This window comes from Bacillus fungorum (assembly GCF_002746455.1).
Classification (GTDB): Bacteria; Bacillota; Bacilli; order Bacillales; family Bacillaceae_G; genus Bacillus_A; species Bacillus_A fungorum.
The window spans coordinates 99,961-120,063 of sequence record NZ_NWUW01000001.1 but is presented as its reverse complement, the minus strand read 5'-3'; the positions used below and the strand labels follow the sequence as shown (position 1 = coordinate 120,063).

Annotated in this window: 19 protein-coding genes and 2 riboswitches; of the genes, 5 read left to right on the top strand and 14 right to left on the bottom strand. The window is 35.8% G+C overall.

From position 1 onward, the window contains the following. Positions 1-59 precede the first annotated feature (59 nt). Positions 60-169: riboswitch (SAM riboswitch) on the bottom strand. A 204-nt stretch (positions 170-373) separates the two neighbouring features. Continuing rightward, a riboswitch (SAM riboswitch) is annotated at positions 374-483 on the top strand. 157 nt (positions 484-640) lie between these two features. The 4 genes from metI to CO726_RS00650 all read left to right on the top strand — a co-directional run bounded on the left by metI (position 641) and on the right by CO726_RS00650 (position 4,310). Then, positions 641-1,753 (top strand): cystathionine gamma-synthase/O-acetylhomoserine thiolyase, encoded by a 1,113-nt coding sequence (gene metI, locus CO726_RS00670; RefSeq protein ID WP_099683004.1) that lies wholly within the window; start codon positions 641-643, stop codon positions 1,751-1,753. Then, positions 1,750-2,913: a cystathionine beta-lyase gene (gene metC / locus CO726_RS00665; RefSeq protein WP_099683003.1), complete on the top strand. Its 1,164-nt coding sequence runs from the start codon at positions 1,750-1,752 to the stop codon at positions 2,911-2,913. The genes metI and metC overlap by 4 nt, the downstream gene beginning before the upstream one ends. 160 nt (positions 2,914-3,073) lie before the next feature. After that, on the top strand, positions 3,074-3,586 hold the full coding sequence (locus tag CO726_RS00660) for a cysteine hydrolase family protein (RefSeq protein WP_099683002.1): 513 nt from the start codon (positions 3,074-3,076) through the stop codon (positions 3,584-3,586). A 433-nt stretch (positions 3,587-4,019) separates the two neighbouring features. Beyond that, positions 4,020-4,310, top strand: coding sequence for an ArsR/SmtB family transcription factor (locus tag CO726_RS00650; RefSeq protein WP_000894375.1), 291 nt, complete (start codon positions 4,020-4,022; stop codon positions 4,308-4,310). A gap of 144 nt (positions 4,311-4,454) precedes the next feature. Here CO726_RS00650 and CO726_RS00645 read toward each other — a convergent pair whose 3' ends face one another. Both CO726_RS00645 and CO726_RS00640 read right to left on the bottom strand, forming a co-directional pair. After that, positions 4,455-5,561 carry a class I SAM-dependent methyltransferase gene (locus tag CO726_RS00645; protein ID WP_099683001.1) on the bottom strand — a complete coding sequence of 369 codons (1,107 nt, stop codon included), beginning with the start codon at positions 5,559-5,561 and terminating at the stop codon, positions 4,455-4,457. Between the two features lie 14 nt (positions 5,562-5,575). After that, positions 5,576-6,205, bottom strand: coding sequence for an MBL fold metallo-hydrolase (locus tag CO726_RS00640; protein WP_098760864.1), 630 nt, complete (start codon positions 6,203-6,205; stop codon positions 5,576-5,578). A 170-nt stretch (positions 6,206-6,375) separates the two neighbouring features. On the opposite strand from CO726_RS00640, the gene CO726_RS00635 reads away from it, so the two are divergent. Then, positions 6,376-6,549 carry a DUF2759 domain-containing protein gene (locus tag CO726_RS00635; protein WP_000524852.1) on the top strand — a complete coding sequence of 58 codons (174 nt, stop codon included), beginning with the start codon at positions 6,376-6,378 and terminating at the stop codon, positions 6,547-6,549. Positions 6,550-6,629: 80 nt separating this feature from the next. Here CO726_RS00635 and glcK read toward each other — a convergent pair whose 3' ends face one another. The 12 genes from glcK to CO726_RS00575 form a co-directional block, all read right to left on the bottom strand. Further along, positions 6,630-7,613, bottom strand: coding sequence for a glucokinase (gene glcK, locus CO726_RS00630; protein WP_002173469.1), 984 nt, complete (start codon positions 7,611-7,613; stop codon positions 6,630-6,632). A gap of 19 nt (positions 7,614-7,632) precedes the next feature. Further along, on the bottom strand, positions 7,633-7,833 hold the full coding sequence (locus CO726_RS00625) for a YqgQ family protein (RefSeq protein WP_000253699.1): 201 nt from the start codon (positions 7,831-7,833) through the stop codon (positions 7,633-7,635). Positions 7,834-7,936: 103 nt separating this feature from the next. Next, the gene (locus CO726_RS00620; protein ID WP_099683000.1) at positions 7,937-8,515 is read right to left on the bottom strand and encodes a 5-formyltetrahydrofolate cyclo-ligase; all 579 of its coding nucleotides are present in this window, start codon (positions 8,513-8,515) and stop codon (positions 7,937-7,939) included. Between the two features lie 105 nt (positions 8,516-8,620). After that, on the bottom strand, positions 8,621-8,770 hold the full coding sequence (rpmG, locus tag CO726_RS00615; protein ID WP_001265616.1) for a 50S ribosomal protein L33: 150 nt from the start codon (positions 8,768-8,770) through the stop codon (positions 8,621-8,623). A gap of 69 nt (positions 8,771-8,839) precedes the next feature. Next, entirely contained in the window at positions 8,840-11,194 is a 2,355-nt protein-coding gene (locus tag CO726_RS00610) for a sugar phosphate nucleotidyltransferase (RefSeq protein ID WP_099682999.1), read from the bottom strand. Positions 11,195-11,572: 378 nt separating this feature from the next. Next, complete coding sequence (gene phoU / locus CO726_RS00605) at positions 11,573-12,229, bottom strand: phosphate signaling complex protein PhoU (protein WP_099682998.1); 657 nt, start codon at positions 12,227-12,229, stop codon at positions 11,573-11,575. A 310-nt stretch (positions 12,230-12,539) separates the two neighbouring features. After that, entirely contained in the window at positions 12,540-13,355 is an 816-nt protein-coding gene (gene pstB, locus CO726_RS00600) for a phosphate ABC transporter ATP-binding protein (protein WP_098760868.1), read from the bottom strand. 28 nt (positions 13,356-13,383) lie between these two features. Continuing rightward, positions 13,384-14,250 carry a phosphate ABC transporter permease PstA gene (gene pstA / locus CO726_RS00595; RefSeq protein ID WP_099682997.1) on the bottom strand — a complete coding sequence of 289 codons (867 nt, stop codon included), beginning with the start codon at positions 14,248-14,250 and terminating at the stop codon, positions 13,384-13,386. A gap of 1 nt (position 14,251) precedes the next feature. Next, positions 14,252-15,202, bottom strand: a complete 951-nt coding sequence (pstC, locus tag CO726_RS00590; protein WP_099682996.1) for a phosphate ABC transporter permease subunit PstC — start codon at positions 15,200-15,202, stop codon at positions 14,252-14,254. Positions 15,203-15,229: 27 nt separating this feature from the next. Beyond that, on the bottom strand, positions 15,230-16,147 hold the full coding sequence (phoX, locus tag CO726_RS00585) for a phosphate ABC transporter substrate-binding protein PhoX (RefSeq protein WP_099682995.1): 918 nt from the start codon (positions 16,145-16,147) through the stop codon (positions 15,230-15,232). Positions 16,148-16,481: 334 nt separating this feature from the next. Beyond that, complete coding sequence (locus CO726_RS00580; protein WP_098760872.1) at positions 16,482-18,617, bottom strand: peptidoglycan D,D-transpeptidase FtsI family protein; 2,136 nt, start codon at positions 18,615-18,617, stop codon at positions 16,482-16,484. Positions 18,618-18,726: 109 nt separating this feature from the next. Continuing rightward, positions 18,727-20,004, bottom strand: a complete 1,278-nt coding sequence (locus CO726_RS00575; RefSeq protein ID WP_060632288.1) for an MFS transporter — start codon at positions 20,002-20,004, stop codon at positions 18,727-18,729. Positions 20,005-20,103: the final 99 nt, after the last annotated feature.

The window sequence follows — 20,103 nt, the reverse complement described above, 5'->3', positions numbered from 1 at the left end:
ATTTCTATCAATATAAAAACCCCCTCTTCACTTTGAAGAGGGGGACATAATCGTTCCTCCTCTTATTATGCAAAACATTCGTTTTGCAGGTATTAGCACCGTTTCAAACATTTCGTTTAAAGGTTGCCGGGTTTCACAGGGCCTTTCCCTCCACCGCTCTCAATAAGAGTTTGTCTTTATTATTTTATTTATGTAGCTAAAAGGAAATGCGTTCCCCTTTTAGCAATGTTTGTTAATTTTTTTAATAAATTTAGCACGCACAAATACAAAAGTCAATGACACTTGCGTAAAAATAAAAAATTTTCAAAATAAAGTTGCAATTCGATTATCTTTTGGTGTAAAGTTAAAAACATAATAAAATTTCATACGAACATTCTTATCTAGAGAGGTAGAGGGACTGGCCCTATGACGCCTCAGCAACCATTAACATTTGTTAATAAGGTGCTAATTCCAGCAAATTGTAAAAGATTTGACAGATGAGAAGAAGACTCTATTCAAACCGAAAGCCTTCTTCTTAGAAGGCTTTTTTTATTTTATCTCGATCGGTGAGAGCTGATAATCAGCGGAGGATGATCCCCTACTGATTCAAGTTTCACTTTATATTCACTTAATTGTTAATTTAAAAAGGAGGAATTTTTACATGTCAACTATCGAAACAAAACTAGCACAAATCGGGAATCGGAGCGAAACTACAACAGGAACTGTTAATCCGCCTGTTTATTTCTCAACTGCTTATCGTCATGAAGGAATTGGTAAATCTACTGGATTTGACTATTCACGAACTGGCAATCCAACTCGCGGTCTTTTAGAACAGGCAATCGCAGACTTAGAATACGGTGAACAAGGTTATGCCTGTAGTTCTGGGATGGCAGCTGTTCTCCTCGTCCTCTCATTATTCCGTTCCGGGGACGAACTTATTGTATCTGAAGATTTATACGGGGGAACATATCGATTATTTTCTGAGCACGAAAAAAAATGGAATGTTCGATGTAAATACGTAAATACACAATCTATTAAACAAATTGAGCAAGCTATCACAACTGAAACGAAGGCTATTTTCATAGAAACTCCGACTAATCCATTAATGCAAGTTACTGATATTGCCGCTGTCGCAACAGTAGCGAAAAGACACGGACTACTACTTATCGTAGACAATACATTCTACACGCCTTATATACAGCAGCCATTAACAGAAGGTGCTGACATTGTGCTGCATAGTGCAACGAAATATTTAGGTGGGCATAACGATGTACTAAGCGGACTTGTCGTTGCAAAAGGAAAGGAACTTTGTGAGGAGATCGCTCATTATCATAACGCATCAGGTGCAGTCTTAAGCCCATTTGACTCATGGTTATTAATTCGTGGCATGAAAACGTTAGCTCTTCGTATGAGACAACATGAAGAAAATGCAAAAGCAGTTGTTGCTTATTTAAATGATGAAGACGGGGTAACAGATGTATTTTATCCAGGAAGAGGCGGCATGATCTCATTTCGTCTTAAAGATGAGACATGGATTAATCCATTCTTACAATCTTTATCCTTAATTACATTTGCTGAAAGTCTCGGTGGTGTTGAAAGTTTAATGACATATCCAGCAACGCAAACACACGCTGATATTCCTGAAGAAATCAGAACAGCAAACGGTGTATGCAATCGTCTTCTTCGATTTTCCGTTGGCATTGAAAATAGTAACGATTTAATTCAAGACTTACAGCAAGCTATTAAACTTGTAAAAGAAGGTGTAAGAATATGAGTTATTCTATAGATACACTCTTACTGCACAACCAATATAAACATGACTCGCAAACAGGAGCTGTTAACGTTCCCATCTATAACACATCAACATTTCACCAATTTGATGTAGATACGTTCGGGAAATATGACTATAGCAGATCTGGTAATCCAACACGTGAAGCTCTTGAAGATATCATTGCTTTATTAGAAGGCGGAACAAAAGGATTTGCCTTTGCATCAGGAATTGCAGCGATTTCTACTGCATTCCTCCTTCTTTCACAAGGTGATCACGTACTCATCTCAGAAGACGTATACGGAGGCACTTATCGAATTATAACTGAAGTTCTCTCCCGTTACGGTGTTTCACATACATTTGTTGATATGACCAATTTAGAAGAAATAAAGCAGAACATTAAGCCAAATACAAAACTCTTTTATGTGGAAACACCTTCTAATCCACTTTTGAAAGTGACAGATATTCGTGCTGTTTCTAAACTTGCAAAATCTATTAATGCCCTTACTTTTGTTGATAATACATTTTTGACACCACTATTCCAGAAACCGCTTGATCTTGGCGCCGATGTCGTTCTTCATAGTGCCACAAAATTCATTGCCGGTCATAGTGATGTTACTGCCGGATTAGCTGTTGTAAAAGATGCCGAACTCGCTCAAAAACTTGGATTTTTACAAAATGCATTCGGCGCTATTTTAGGTCCTCAAGATTGTTCTCTTGTGCTTCGCGGCCTAAAAACATTGCATGTACGTCTTGAGCATTCAGCGGCTAATGCCAATAAAATTGCACACTATTTACAAGAGCACGCTAAAGTTCAAAATGTCTATTATCCTGGTTTACAAACACATCTTGGATTTGATATTCAACAATCTCAAGCTACATCAGCCGGAGCTGTCCTATCTTTCACTTTACAATCAGAAGACGCACTCCGCCAATTTTTATCAAAAATAAAATTACCTGTCTTTGCCGTTAGTTTAGGAGCTGTCGAATCGATTCTTTCCTATCCAGCTAAAATGTCCCATGCAGCACTATCGCAAGAAGCTCGTGATGAGAGAGGTATTTCTAATTCATTACTTCGATTATCAGTCGGCCTTGAAAATGTTGACGATTTAATATCCGATTTTGAAAATGCCCTTTCTTATGTAGAAGAACCTGTAAATGCATAGAGAGAAAAGAAGATATGAAATTAAGTTATCATATCTTCTTTTTATGCTGTTGAGCATATTTTACTTTTCATATAGCTCAAAAAAAAAACGAAAGAGCACCATCTATTTCCAATTAATGAATTAATCGGTATATTAAGAAGTAAAAAAAGGGGCAAAAATAATGGATACTTGTGTAGATGTTTTAATCGTTATCGATTTACAAAATGGAGTATGTTATAGCGAAGAACATTTATTTGACTTACAAAACTTACTTACAAAAGTAAATAACAGAATTTCTTCATACAGAGAATCAAATAAACCAATTCTTTTCGTTCAACATTGTGATGATGATTTAGTACCCGAAAAAAAACTTTGGGCTATTCATGCTGATTTAGATGTTCAAGAACAAGATTTTTTTGTAAGAAAAACACATGCAAATTCATTTTATCAGACAAACTTAAAAGAGATTTTAGATCAATTATCTGTACATCGTATTGAATTTTGTGGTGCCCAAACAGAGTACTGTATGGATGCTACGATTAAATTCGCTCATGGACTAGGATACGAAAACTTCATGGTACAGAAAGCAACCTCTACGTTAAATAATCCATTTATGTCCGCAAAAGAGACAATTGATTTTTATGAAAATATATGGAATCACAGATTTTTAAAATTGATAAAAGAGGAACGCTAGAATACATAACTAATGTATTGGTAATTCTAAGATTTATCAGCTATATTCAAACATTTCGTTTTCACCATAAAGAAGCTGACTACATTCAGCTTCTTTTCTTTTAACCTGTTTTATATTCTATATATAACATTACAATTCCTTTGTCATATTATTTTTAAAATTTTGTATATTCATTTGAAAGAATAAGAAAATCATGCTAAAATTGTGTTACAAATATATCTATATCTTTCAATTTTTAAAACGCATCGAAATTTTCACCCAAAAATGTCATTTTACAAAACCGTGCAAATTTATCTACTTTATTTACATCAGGGTCTCTTTTCTTACAATTTCTTTACTTTAGGACTTTTTTTCTGCAACAACTGTTTTCTTTTCTTTAATTTTTTGGTATGTATAGTATGGTATAACAGCTCACACGGAGGTGGAAAAGAACATGTTAGAAACCTTTCAAAAAGAAATAGAACTATATGAAAGCAATGCAGAATTATTGAAAGTACTTGCTCATCCTGTTCGCTTATGTATTGTAAAAGGATTAATTGAACGTGGTCCAAGTAACGTTTCTACAATGTACACTGGCTTAAACATGCCACAATCTACAATTTCACAGCATTTAGCAAAGTTAAAAAGTGCTAAAATCGTTTCAAGTGAAAGAAAAGGATTGGAAATTTATTACAAAGTAGAAAACGAGACAATTATTCAACTCGTTCGCGTATTATTAGGTTAGGGACTCATAAACAGAGAAAAAGGACGTATTTTATATTTTTCATCTCATATCTTTAATATAAATATATATCATGAGAGAAAATATATGATGCTACATAAGTCGTATTAAAAAACAAGACACAGAAATATGCTGTGTCTTGTTTTTTTATATTTTCAAATACCGATCCAAGTGTAACTGTTTCATATGTTTCGTATGTATAACAACATCAAATGCACTCCCTAATCCTCCGCTCAAAACCATAGAACGTATTGCACGATTTTGCTTTTGAGTTTCAGAAAAAGGATTTCTATCTTGGTGACCCGTAAGCTGATCTAATATTCCTGCCGCTAACAAAAATTCAGATTGCTTCTTATGCCACACTGTATTCATACCTTGCAGGCTAAAGATCTCTTTCAGTTCGTCCCAATGAATATGAGTAGTAAGATCCATTTCACCTGGATACGCTAAAGGATTACGGATTAACTTATGCTCGTAATACCCTCGTAAACTTCCTTCTTGATGTGCAGGATGTATCCATTCTTCTTTTGTGTATCCATAATCAACTGTAATACATACACCTCGTTGAAACCATTTCGCAATTTCTTTTATATATTCTTCCATCGCAATCGGCACTTCAAAACGCTGCCCTTCAGCAAGATGAATATTATATTTCAATAAGTATCGACCAATTTTTTTATGTAACGGTCTACATACTTCTGCAAGTTTCCCTTCCTCTGTGTACGTAACACGTACTTCATACAATATTCCATTTCTCTTCTCAATTACTTCAACAGGAAAGGCATCAAATAACTCATTCGAAAAAAGAATCCCTTCGAACGATTCTCCCATTTCACTATGCGACGTATAATACGACACATTTGAAAACGAGCAGAGATTTTTCTGCTGTAAGTTTCTATGAAAAGGGCTCATTTCAATCATTGAATAGTTTAAATCAATAAAGGTTTCTGGAGATAATTGCTTCCATTCTTGTAAAACATCATAGGCGAACCTTCCTGTTCCCCCACCAATCTCACAAATATTCGGAGCAACTTCACCGTTTTCAACAAGACGAATAAAAAACTTAGCAAAAGTTCTTGCAAAAACAGAGGATACGTTGCTACTTGTAAAAAAATCCCCTTGTCTTCCAATTTTTTCACGTTCTTTCATATAATAGCCATGCCCCTCTGTATACAATACAAGGTTCATATACGTACTATACGAAATTGAATAATCCTTCTCTTTCCCCATCCATTCTTTTAAAATGAGCTCCATCTCATAATGACTCCTTACTGTAAAAATGGATTATTTTCTTTTTCAAAACCAATGCTTGTTTCTGGACCATGTCCACATAGCACCGCTGTTTCATCTGGTAATACAAATAATTTTTCTTCAATACTTCCAATCAATTCAGCAAAACTCCCACCAGGTAAATCTGTTCTTCCGATGCTCATTTGGAACAATACATCTCCAGAAAATACAGCATTCGCCTCTTTACAGTAATAAGAAATACTGCCCGGAGAATGGCCTGGCGTCTCAAAAATTTCAAAATTAAATGAACCAATTGCTAGCGCACCTTCTGCATCAATAATATGATCTGCTGGTTTTGCTGTAATGCTACGATTCATCATAAAAATTTGAGAGCCATTTACAGTTGCATCGCCTAACCAATCTGCTTCTTCTTTATGTACATACACAGGAATATGGAAGGCATCTCTTACCGCGTCAACAGCACCAATATGATCAAAGTGAGCATGTGTTAATAAAACAGCCAATGGCTTTAACTGTGCTTCTTGTAAATATGTAACGAGCTTCTCTCCTTCGTGACCAGGATCAAAGATAATACACTCATTTTGATCATTCGTTAAAATATAAGCATTCGTTTGTAATGGGCCTAACGGCATTTGTATCCATTTCATATGAAAATCTCCTCCAATTATTAAACTTACTTTCAATGATACAACATTTTTTTCTCTTAGGAAAAGAAAGGATGCTATCTCGACAATCATTTTTAAAACATGTACAATATAAAAGAGTAAATATTCCAAAAACTCATATTGAGGAATGGGTAGACAGAGGAGGATATTGTATGGGCCTTGTTATTATTTTTACGCTTGTCACTCTGTTAGCTGTATTTGCTACGCTTAGAACACTTCGTGAAAAGAACTTTTTCGCGAGCGGCTTTGCAATTGCAACTGTACTCGTTTTCGGATGGTTTACAATCATGACTGTTCTATATAACGGGTACCCACCAGCAGCTTAATTCATTTACATGTTATTCTTCATCAAGATATCGCACAAAAAGAGGAAGGGTTGCCCCTTCCTCTTTTCATTGTTCACAACTTATATCATCTTCGCTTCGTATTTGTGCTTTTTTACAAGCCAAGCTCCTCCGATAACACCTGCATCATTACCAAGTGTTGCAATAGCTAACTTCGTGCTCTTTACAGCACGTGAGAAAGCATATTGCTCGAAATAACGTTGAATTGGTTCTAATAGTGCATCTCCAGCTTTAGAAACGCCTCCACCAATAACAATTTTCTCTGGGTTCAACGTGCTAGAAAGGTTCGCTACAGCTAACCCTAAATAAGAAGCTACTTTTTCTACTACTTCACCAGCTAGTTCATCACCTTGTCCATGTGCTTCAAATACGTCTTTTGATGTAATACGCCCTTCTTCTGCTAACATAGAACGTAACATACTCTCTTTATCAGTCTCTTGTATTTTTTGCATAGCAACACGTACAATACCCGTTGCAGACGCTACTGTTTCTAAGCAGCCAGACTTCCCGCAATTACATGGGAAAGCATTCTCTGTAACTACTGTAATGTGTCCAATCTCACCAGCAGCACCGCTTACGCCGTGTACAATTTCACCATTAGCAATTACACCGCCGCCAACACCAGTACCAAGTGTCATGCAAATTAAATCTTTTGCTCCTTCACCAGCACCTTTCCACATTTCACCAAGCGCTGCTAAGTTTGCATCATTATCAATAACAACAGGTAATCCTGTTTCTACTTCTAATAAGTCTTTTAACGGATAGTTTTTCCATCCTAAATTAACCGCTTCATAGATCATTCCAGACGCAACGTGTACAGGACCAGGAGCTCCCATACCAATACCGATTAATTTACTCTTTAATTCACCTAATTCTTCTAACTTTTTATCAATAGCTTTCGCTACATCAAGCGTAATATGTTTTCCTTGCTCATTTGTATTCGTAGGAATTTCCCACTTATGTAAAATTTCACCGTATACATTAATAAATGCTAATTTAATCGTTGTACCACCAAGGTCAACACCAACTAACCATTTCTCTTCCATGTTGCTTACCTACCTTTATCTAATTCTTATTTAGCTCTTTTTGAATTTCTTGCTTCAATAAAAATAAAGCTGTTTGATAGTCTTGTGGATCGATTAGCTGTGATTGATTTAATTCACGCAATTCATCTTGCATTAATTGTAAATCTGCAATTCGATCTCCCGTATAAATAATCGTACCAAATTTCTTTAGCAATTGTTGAATATCATAAATAGATACCATTTCATCACCCTCTATGCTCACTTACTATAAAAAATTATAATAAGAAAACGTTCACATATTTTATTATAATCAAGAAGAAAAAGTCCCGTCAATTTTTATTTGTCTATACAAGACCATTTATAACTATTGTTCCTTTTTCTGTAATAATTTTTTCTACATTTTTATCAAACGGCTCTACTGGAATATGTTCCACCATTTGAAAACTATAAGCTAATGATAGCGTTTTCCCTTTATAATGCACGAGATAACGATCATAATAGCCACCACCATATCCAATCCGTTCTCCTCGCTCTGTATAAGCTACGCCTGGCACGATTTGAAGATCAATTTCATCTGCATTCGCTTCTTCCGTAAGCGCTGGAATTGGTTCACGTAAATTCATATACACTATTTCTAATTGATCAAAATTACTAATTTTCCGAAAGGACATTGTTCGTGTCCCTTTATTACACTTCGGAACAACAACTTTCTTCCCTTCTTCCCAAGCTTTTTCGATAATAGGATATGTATTCACTTCATTTTCCATTGAGAGAGTGATTCCAATTGTTTTAGCTTCAGCCCACTCTTTTTGCGCATACAACGAAAATGCAATTTGCTCTGATAAAGTTGTATACCGTTCTTCTGATAAAGAATTCATGTGCTCTATTATTTGTTTACGTAAACGTAGTTTCTCTTCTCCCACACATTTTCCCCCCTCACAGTGATACTTTTCTCTACGATGATAGTGTATCACTTTTAACAGAGGAATCGAATAAAAAAAGAAACAGTAGGAAAATATTCCTACTGCTTACTTTGTTTCACGGTGTAACGTAGACTTCTTGTCACGCTTGCAATACTTTTTAAGCTCGATACGCTCAGCGTTGTTACGTTTGTTTTTCTTTGAGATATAGTTACGATCTCCGCATTCTGTACATGCTAGAGTAATATTCACACGCATTCTTATTTCCCTCCAGTACTAATAACTTAAATCAGACTATACTATAATACCACTTTTAAAATAAAAATTCTACACCTTTTGATATTGTCTAATTTTTTCTATAAGGTTTTTCATATTTTCTCTTGCTATTACTGGGTTTCTAGCATGCGAATACACTAAAAATTTCGGTTGTTTTGTGTCAGAAACGATATAAGACCACTCTTTTTCGGTATATTTAAACTGTACTCCTTCAAATATACCTTCTTCCTTTCTTTCCATATCAGCCAATAATTTCCTCATTACTTTCCCTTTTTCATTCCATGAACATACAACTTCATCGCAAAGTAAATAAAGCGGAGGTGATTGCTCTACTATGCTGAGAAACGTTTTTCCCTGCAATGCTATTAACTCAAATAATTTTCCTATTCGATATAAAATATCTCGCTTCCATCTTGCTTGAAACGACTTTTTTTCATCCTGCGTATAAAATAGAAGGTAACATTCTCCTAATTTCAAAGACATCGGGTAAATATTACCTGCCGATTCCAGTAATAAATCTGGAATATCTACCTCTTCAAAATCTGTTCCTTGGTAAATGTTACTATGATTATCATATAACTCAAAATAGTTTCCTCGCTCTGAAAACATAAGTGCCATATTTGCTTTACTTGATTTCATCAAGGCTTTCACATGATCCTTTTGTTCCCCCGCATAAATCCACGTAACTGTGCATCCGAGCCTCTGCAAAAAGAGCATAAGTAAATGTTGCAACATGTCATTTCTCTTATTAATAAGAAGATGGAACTTCTGTTTTTGTATTTTCTCAATATCAATACGCTCTAATACAGCCTCTATATAATCATGTAAAGAAACGTGAACTAGCTTATTCCGTCCCATTTCTTTCTCACATACGTAATAAAACGACTCAGACATATATACTTGTTCTATCGCTTTTTGCTGCTTATACGTTAATTGTACCCCATCCTTACCATACAACTTTATAACGACCTCTTTTTCATTTTCCACTTGAATGAAAACCCCACCTGCACATCGCAAATCCTGAATGCTATACTGAAAAAGCGACTCGTTCATTTCTTTACATTCCATCGTATGAACCCCGATACCATGAATCGCATGAAGAAAGAGATTTTTATAAGAAGTTGTTTCTATATGTTCTTGACTCCCGATTAATATACTTTCTCCTTTGACAAAAAGAGATCCATATGCCATCGCAACCTTTACAATAAATTGAGGAGTAATCTCAACATTACCTCTTCCTACAATGCGGCTTTTTTGCAACCACCCTGCACTCTTTTCACTTTCTTGCACACCAGCCGATCCTACTACCGAATAACTGTCAATCGCCTTATATGGCCATAGTTTTCCCTTTTGCTTAATTACCGTACTTTTCCCTATATGACAATGATCCGCTACAATGCTTTTTTGAAACAGTGTAACGTCATCTTCCACCATTGTATGCTCTCCTATTGTCGTCTCTAATAACTCGCAATACTGCCCAATATGCGCATTTGCAAAGACAATACTTTTTTGAAGATGAGAATAACTTGAAACAATACTATTTTTCCCGATAATAGAGTACGGCTCAATTACAGCTCCCGCACCAATTTTTGCTCCTTCTCCAATAAGAGAAGGGCCGTGAATTTTCGTTCCTTTTCCAATCGTTACACCTTCTCCCATCCATACCATCGGTAATACTTCCGTGTAAGGAATAGGTACTTGCAATTTTTTCGTTAACAAATCAAATTGTGCTTGTCGATATTGATCAAATGTACCGATATCTAACCAATAACCTTCTGACAAATATGCAAATAATGCGTTCTTATTTGCCAATAATGGAAACACATCTTGACTGAAATCAAAAAATTCTCGGGGCGGTATGTAAGAGAAGATTTCTGGCTCCATAATATATATACCTGTATTCACAATATTAGAGACTACTTCATTCCAGCTCGGTTTTTCTATATATCGTGTAACCTCTTGTTCTTTGTTCATTACAACTAAACCGAATGAGAGTGGGTTTTCTACTTCTTTTACAAACATAGTTACCATTCTTTTCTTTTGTTCATGAAACGCAATTCCTTCTGATAATCGAAAATCAGTTAACGCATCCCCACTTATGACAACAAACGTTTCGTCTAAAAATTTTTCCGCTTGTTTAATACTCCCTGCAGTTCCAAGCGGAGGAGAGTCTTCAAAGTAGTACAAGTTAACGCCCCATTTGCTGCCGTCACCAAAATATTGCTTAATAGCTGTACTCATATATTGAACAGTAATTGCAATGTCACGAATACCATGCTGACGTAATAATTCAATATTGTATTCCAAAACTGGCTTTTCTAATAATGGCAACATCGGCTTTGGAGTATTACATGTTAATGGTCTAAGGCGTCGTCCTTTTCCTCCAGCTAAAATAACCCCCTTCATATACTTCAGCCTCCACTTATATAATGTTCAGTAACTTCATATACGATATGTATATTATCTACCCCGCATTAACTAGCAGTATAAAATAAACTTTAATCCGTGTGAGTTTTGTTCATCTCGCACTGATTATGAACCCTGACCACTCGGGCTTTGACAGGTTGTAAAACACCCTATATACATGTACCTTTTAAATACAACAAAAAGAAAGCGCTTACCATTAACTTAGTAAAATATTACCTAATAAGCGAACAACATATATGTCCTATTTTTTCCATTATATTATGATACATCTTATCATCATAAACTAAAGGAAACAACGAGCTTTTTTTGTCATGTTTTGACTAAAAAAAGCAGGTGACGTTTCACCTGCCTTTTTCTTTATTCATTTAATAAGTAGTGCTTTCCTTTTACTAAATAAAAAACATTTTCAGCAATGTTTGTAATATGGTCTGCTACACGCTCAATATATCTCGCTACAAAGGATAATTGTGTAATTTGTGTAATTGCTTCTGGTTGTTCTGGAACTGAAGATATAAATTCACGAATTGCTTTCCCGTATATTTCATCAACAGAATCATCCATTTCGGCAATTTGTTTCGCAAAAGTTAAATTTTCTTGCTCATATGCTTCTAACGCTAACTGTAACATCTTATTTGCAATTGCAAACATCTCATCAAGATTGTGCAAACTAATAGCCACTTCTTTTTCCCCTAGGCGAATTGTTGATTTCGCAATATTAACAGCATGATCTGCAATACGCTCTAAATCTGTCGCTGTTTTAATTGAAATGAAAATCCTTCTTAAATCACTTGCTACAGGTTGCTGCTTCGTAATAAGCATAAGCGCAAGATCATTTATTTCCTCTTCTAAAGTATCCATACGATAATCACCATCTATTACCTCTAACGCTTTCTCTACATCCTTTTTATGAAGACCTTCCATAGCAAGCAATAAAGCTTCCCTCGCTAGTTCGCCAAGCTCAATCACCTTTTGCTGTAACGTTTTTAAATCACATTGAAACTGTTCTCTTACCATTGTTTCTTCCCCCTCAATATTATGTGCCATTATATATAAAGTGAAACTTTAATCAGTGGGGATGTTTTTCATCCCCACTGATTATTAGTTGAACCAATCGGGCGTTTATGGGCAGTTAATCTCCCGACTAACTTCTTTGTTCCAGCCGAGTTTTGAGTTGGGAGTTTTACTGCCCGTTAATGCGGGATAAATCTCCTACTTAGCCTCTTACCCCTGTAATAAGCATTAAGATAGGAGAAATATTCCTTCTGAGGAAAATAAGAAATACCCTCTGTTAAGAGGGTATTTGCTCTTAGCCTTGCTAACGATATTAACCGAATCGGCCTGTAATATAATCTTCTGTACGCTTATCTGAAGGTGTCGTAAATAATTTATTTGTATCTGTATACTCCACAACTTCTCCACTTAAGAAGAAAGCAGTTTTGTCTGAAATACGTGCTGCTTGTTGCATATTATGCGTTACGATTACAATACTAAAGTCTTTCTTTAACTCTTGAATTAATTCTTCTACTTTTAATGTTGAAATTGGATCTAGTGCCGATGTTGGCTCATCCATTAAAATAACGTCTGGTTCAATCGCTAAGCAACGTGCGATACATAGGCGCTGTTGCTGTCCACCAGATAATCCGTATGCATTATCGTGTAAACGATCTTTTAACTCATCCCAAATCGCTGCTCCACGTAAACTTTTTTCAACAATTTCATCCAACGTTTTCTTGTCACGAATACCATGGATTTTCGGACCATATGCTACATTTTCATAAATAGATTTCGGAAATGGATTTGGCTTTTGGAACACCATTCCTACATGTGTTCGTAATTCTTCAACTGGATACGCTTTATCAAATATATTGCGCTCTCTATATTCAATTACACCTGTAGTTCGAACGATTGGTACTAACTCTACCATACGATTTAATGTTTTTAAGTACGTTGATTTACCACAACCACTTGGCCCGATAATTGCTGTAACTTCATTCTCATGAATGCTTAAGTTAATATCTTTTAGAGCATGGTCTTCTCCGTACCATAAATTTAAGTTTTTCGTATCAAATACTACTTTCTTTGGCGCAGTCTCGATTTTCTCCTCGTTTTTCACCTGTACATTTACTACTGTTGCTACCATTTGAATTCCCCTTTCATCCATTTCCAACTTATTTTCGATTTCGTAACCATAGGACAAATATATTGATAAAGAGCAACAAACCTAACAAAACAATCATCCCAGCAGCTGCTACATACTGAAATTCTTCTTGCGGTCTACTCATCCAATTAAAAATTTGAATTGGTAAAACTGTAAATCTATCAAACATACTAAATGGAACATAATTTGCAAATGCCAGTGCGCCAATAACTAATAACGGTGCCGCTTCTCCAATCGCTCTTGATATCGCTAACGTACAACCCGTTATAATTCCTTGGAAAGCATATGGCAATACAATTTGATACATCGTTTGCCACTTCGTAGCACCTAATCCGTAAGAAGCTTCTAATAATGAACTTGGTACAGATCGTATCGCTTCTTGACTCGCTACAACAACTGTCGGTAAGACGAGTAAACTCATCGTCAGTGCCGCCGCAATGATACTCTCACCTAAATGAAGAGCATATACAAAAATAGTTAAGCCGAGTAATCCAAATACAACGGAAGGTACTCCTGCTAACGTTTGATTATTAATTTCTATTACCTTTTTAAATATAGATTCCTTCGCATATTGCTCTAAATAAAGAGCAGTTCCGACTCCAAATATAAAGGAGACTGGTATAACAATACTCATAAATAATATTGTTCCTGACAAAGCTGCAGCAATCCCAGCTTCTTTCGGATTACGCGAAGCGAAGTTTGTAAAGAAATCTAACGAAAGGTAACTTATACCTTTTTCAAAAATTTGAAAAAGCAAAATAAGTAGTATTACTATTGAAAACAAAATTGCTATATAAAATAACAATTTGTAAACTCGATCTTTTAAAAAACGTGATGCCATATTTTCTTGTATTTTTTTATGATTCAACATTCGCATATTATGTCACCCTCCTAAAGCGGTGCATAATAGACTGCGAAATGATGTTCATTATAAAAGTAAACAAGAATAACGTTGCGCCTACAGCGTACATACTGTAATAAGTAATTGTTCCATGTGGAGCATCACCTAAACTCACTTGCACAATATAGGCTGTTAGCGTTTGAATAGAGTGTGTCGGATCGAACGATACATTCGGTGTGGATCCCGCTGCAATTACAACTATCATCGTTTCACCGATTGCCCTGGAAGCCGCTAATATAATCGCTGCCATAATCCCTGTAAAAGCCGAAGGAAACACGACTTGTTTTACCATCTCAAACCGAGTTGCTCCAAGTGCTAACGAAGCTTCTTTCGTTCCTTTCGCTACAGCTCTCATTGCGTCTTCAGACAGAGATGCAATTGTCGGTATCATCATAAACCCAATAACAATACCTGGACTAATCGCATTAAAAAACTGTAAATCTGGTATAATCCGTTGTAAAAGCGGTGTGACAACTGTTAATGCAAAAAAACCATATACAATTGTCGGGATACCTGCTAGTAGTTCTAACATCGGCTTTAATACTTTCCTTGCACCGTTTGAAGCATATTCACTTAAAAATACAGCACATGCTAAACCGATTGGAATTGCTACGAACATAGCGATTGCTGTTACAAGGACCGTTCCACATATAAGTGGTAATATACCGAACTTAGGATCTTCAAAAAAAGGTAACCATTCTCTCTCCATCAAAAAGGAGTGTAATGGTATTTTTTGAAAAAACATCATTGTTTCATTTGCTAACGTAAAAATAATTCCAAGTGTCGTCACAATAGAAACGCTAGCAATTATTTTTAGTAATAACGGAACTATTCGATTGATTCGCTGCGTTTTTTTTCTTTGTTTTGTATTTCTTTCAATCAAATGTTGTACAGAAAATGTAATTTGACTTTTGTCATTATAGGCCAAAGATGAAAACCCCTTTCCACCCTGACATTACCTTTTTATTTCTGTTAACATCCGCAGCTGTTCATCGTATTTTTCTTTTGGTAATTTTACATATCCAACCTCTTCGGCGAGATTACCAACATGCTGAATCATAAACTCAATATAATTTGCTACATTCATTTTATTTCGGATAGATGCATCATTCACATAAGCAAATAGCGACCTAGATAATGGCTTATACTTACCTGATTGAATGGTATCTTTCGTCGGAAGTACACCATTCACTTTTATTGCTCTCACCTTATCTCGATTGGCCATATAATAAGCATATCCTACAAAAGCAATGGCATTTTTATCATTCATTACCCCTTGCATAATAACTTGATCATCTTCAGACAAAGAGACTTTTTTTACAATGCGACTATTTTGTAAGATGACATTTTGAAAATAATCATACGTACCAGAGTCTACACCTGGCGCATAAAACTTCACCTGTTCACGTGGCCATGATGAATGAATTTGTGACCATCGCTTTTCGCTTTCATCTTCACTCCACAATAGACGTAACTCGTCTACCGTCATATTGTCTACCCAAGTATTTTGGCGGTTCACAACGATCGTAAGACCATCGTAAGCGACTTCGAACGGTGTAAACTGAATGGAGTTTTTCTTCATTTTATTTTCTTCCACTTGTTTCATTACTCTCGAAGCATTATTTATATCCACTTCTCCTTTACTGAAACGATTAAATCCTCCTCCTGTTCCAGAAACACTGATGGAAATTTTCACGTTCGGATGCACCTTTGTATATTCCTCCGCTACTGCTTCTATAATAGGAAAAACTGTTGAGGATCCATCAACTCTCACTTCTCCCATTTCATTCTCAGCAAATGCAGTAGACGTGCCAACATAAAGGAAACATGTCGACAGCATGAAAACTTTAATCGATGCACTTATCCATTTCACGTGTTCTTCCTCCTAGAAGTAACCAGAAATAACAGGATTACAGATATAAGAATACTGCTAAACTATTAATTCGGTTTTAATTGTTTGTAAAAGTTTTGTAAAGTTCCACAAGAATCAACATTAAGTAATATGTTAATCCGTAGCCACTGTGCATCTTCATTGATGATTGGTCTATAAACCGTTATCCTCTAGAGGAGATGCATACGTATCATTTGTGAAGCCTCTTAATTTTTCGATATTATTATATGCTTGTCCACTTTATTAAAACGTATGCATGAACCATAAAAAAAAGCACACTAACTTTTCAGTTAGTGTGCTTTTTTTTACAATCTTTTTATTCATCACCTTGATCTACATTTTTATTTTTCTTTTTATTGTCTTTTTCATCTGTTGAAGCTTCACCATTTTCTTGCTTTTTCAAATCAAAGTACGCGTCCATAATGTCACGGCTAATATAACCGTTAATACCTGATTTATCATCTACCCAAGGTACAACAACAGAAAATGCTACTTCAGGATCTTCAAGTGGCGCATAACCTACTAAAGTTAAGTTATATGTCTCTTTACGCTCACCGTTTGCCTTTCTACCAATCTCTTGATCTCCGCCATACACAGTTTGAGCTGTACCTGTTTTACCAGCAGCTTTATATGGTGCACCTGTAAAGTATTTCGCAGCTGTACCACCAGAATCGTTAAATACTTGTCTAAATCCTTCCTGAACACGTTTAATTTGTGATTCAGGCATATCAATACGATTTAGTACTTTCGGTTCCATTGAATGAACAACTTTTCCAACTTCATCTGGTTTCACTGAAGGTTGACGAATTTCTTTCACAACTTGCGGCTGCATACGGTAACCACCATTTGCAATTGTTGAAACATATTGTGCTAATTGAAGCGGTGTATACGTATCATACTGTCCAATTGATAAATCTAATAGGAAACCTGGCTGATTTCCTCTACCTGTTTGGCCAGCTGATTCATTCGGTAAATCAATGCCTGTTTTCACACCAAGTCCAAACTGTCCGAAATAATAACGCATCGTATCAAATGCTTTTTGTGGTATATCTAACGTACCACCTCTCACATATTGAACACCTGCGATATTCATCGCTGTTTTAAACATATATACGTTAGAAGACATTTTTAATGCTGTTAAATCATTAATATATCCCATCGTCTTCCACGAAGATTTTGGTGGCGTTCCCTTTAATCTGATTGGTTCATCGAGTTGAACTGAACCTGGTTGAATCGCATCTGTTTGATACCCTGTAAGTACTGTCGCACCTTTGACAGTTGATCCCATCGGATATGAACTTGTCATCGTTCCTAATGCGAAATCTTGTACTTTCGTTTCGCCATTTTCATTCACTAACTGTTTCCCAGCCATAGATAAAACTTCACCATTTTTCGGATTCATCATTACAACGAATGCACGATCTAAAAGAGGTTGTCCGCCTTTATATTTCAATAAATTTTTCGTGATAATTTCTTCTACACGCTTTTGTAAATCCATATCGATTGTTAAGCTCAAGTCATTACCACTTTGCCCTTTTGATACATTAATCGTTTCTAAAATATTACCGTTTTTATCTGTAATATTTTTCACTTCTGCTTTCGTACCGTGCAAGCTATCTTCATATTGCTGTTCAAGATAACTTTTCCCTACGCGATCATTTCGATTATAATCACGAACAAGATAGTAATCTAAACGCTCTTTCGGTAAACCTTCGTCAGAAGTTGTTACACCACCAAGTACACTTCGGAACAAATCACCATCATATACATATTTTCGTTCCCAATCGACACTTGTATCTACTCCTGGCAATTCCGCTAATTTTTCACTAATAATCGCATATTCTTCATCTGTTGCATCCTTCTTAATGACTTGTGGTGTCATTGCATATCCGCCGTCCATTTTGCTTTTAATCGCTAATATTTCTAAATCTTTTGCGGATAATTGATTCACTTCTTCTTCTGTCACGCGATTTCGTTGACGCTCATCTAATTCTTTATCGTCAATTTTCTTATCTTTCAACTCTTGACGATCTTTATTCGTAATTTTTTCTTTGGCTTCCTCTTTATGAATAGCAAGCCAATAATCTTTTTTATCGCGATCTGTTAATTTATCTGTTGGTACTTCGATCAAATCTGCTAGCTTTTTCGCTGTTTCTAAGCGAGCCTCTGCAGTTGATCCTTTCATTTTTGTAAATGTAATCGTACGTACAGCTGCATTATCTACTACAGCTCGCCCATAACGGTCAAATATTTTCCCACGTGGTACAGGATTACTTATCGTCGAGTTCTCTTTCCTCTCCACCTCATTCTTGTATTCCTCACCGCGAACAATTTGTACATATCCAAGCCTTACAATAACCGCGGAGAACATTAAAAACACGCAGAAAAACAGCACGTTTAACCGAAAAGGAACGTGAGTCTTTTTCTTTTGTTGTTTCTGCTTCTTGCTCATACAAACCCCCTCTACCAACAGCTATGTAATGTGAAAGGGACACCTTCATACAGGTGCCCTCACTGCTGTCTTACATCTTTTTCTATTCTAGCATAAAACAAACCAGAAGTTAACCTTCTGGTTCAGTTTGATTCTGCGTGGTTCCTTGCGCTACAACACTTGTTTTCCCCGCATTTCCCTCATCATATTTGACATTTTTAACTGCAAAATAAATAAGAAAATGTCCAGCACCTAAAATACATAGTAAAAAAGGTAAACTTTTTTCAGGCGGAAAGAATAATACAGCACATAAAAAACTTAAAACTGAACAAATTCTTCCAGCATTTAACCATAATTCTCGGACAACTACATACTCTACACGCCACTCTCTCGCATTTTTCGCTCTACCAATTACATCATATGTCATCGATCCATACGGAACGAGTAAAATAGGGTATGCAATCGCAATGCATGCTGCATAAATAAGTAATTTTGTGTATGTAACATTAAATATAACTAAAAATACAACCGCATATAAAATAATGCCTCCAAGTAAAATTGCTTTTTTTCGCCACTCTTTCTTTAACATACGAGCGACTAAGTAATAACATACAAATGATACAGCAGAATTTACTAAGCTATATTTTCCTAATGCGAGCTCACTATCGGTTGCTAAGTACACGTATACTGAAATAACAAAAATAAATGTTCCCTCTCTCAATCCTTGGAAAAAATGAGCACGTGTAATTCTTCCCCAATTTTTATCAATTCGTCGCTCTTTCAAAACTTGCGTGATCTCATAACTACCTTCACATTCTCTCTTAGATAAAAAAAAGCTTAAAACAACAGCAATTGCAAATAACACTAATGAAAGAAAGAATATGACCGTATAGCCACTCCATTTCTCCATACGCGAAATTGTGTATCCAGCTGCTATCGGTCCAATCATGCCAGAGAAGGATGTAAGAAGTCCAAGAAACCCGTTAAAGAAATCTCTTGTTTCTGGTTCTGTAATCTCAAATGTTAATAAGTTAAACGCGAGCCAGTAAAAACCATATCCCACTCCTAAAAGAGCCCCCATTAATAAAATATAGTGAGAAGCGCTTTTTCCCGCTACTAAAACAACGATAAAAAAAATTGCTAACGTGCCTACGCCTATTCTTAACAAGATTGAGCGATCAATACGCTTCGCTAATTTCCCACCTATAAGAAATGTGAGAGGCTGTAATACAACGCTGGCCAAATTATACAAGCCAAGATTCACATAATTTTGTGTTTGTTTCCATAAATAAATGTTAACAAACGTATTCGATAAAGAAATTGCGAGCGTGTATAAACCTCCAATAAGGAGCAATAACACTAAATCCCGATTCACTTCAACGTCACCAATTATATGTTTCCACTTCATACACAACTCTCCTTTACTTCATGTTCTAGTCTTCCAAAGACAAGCCCAATTATGTAAAAGGAAAGCATAGAAAAAAGCTAGGAGCACTCTCCTAGCTTT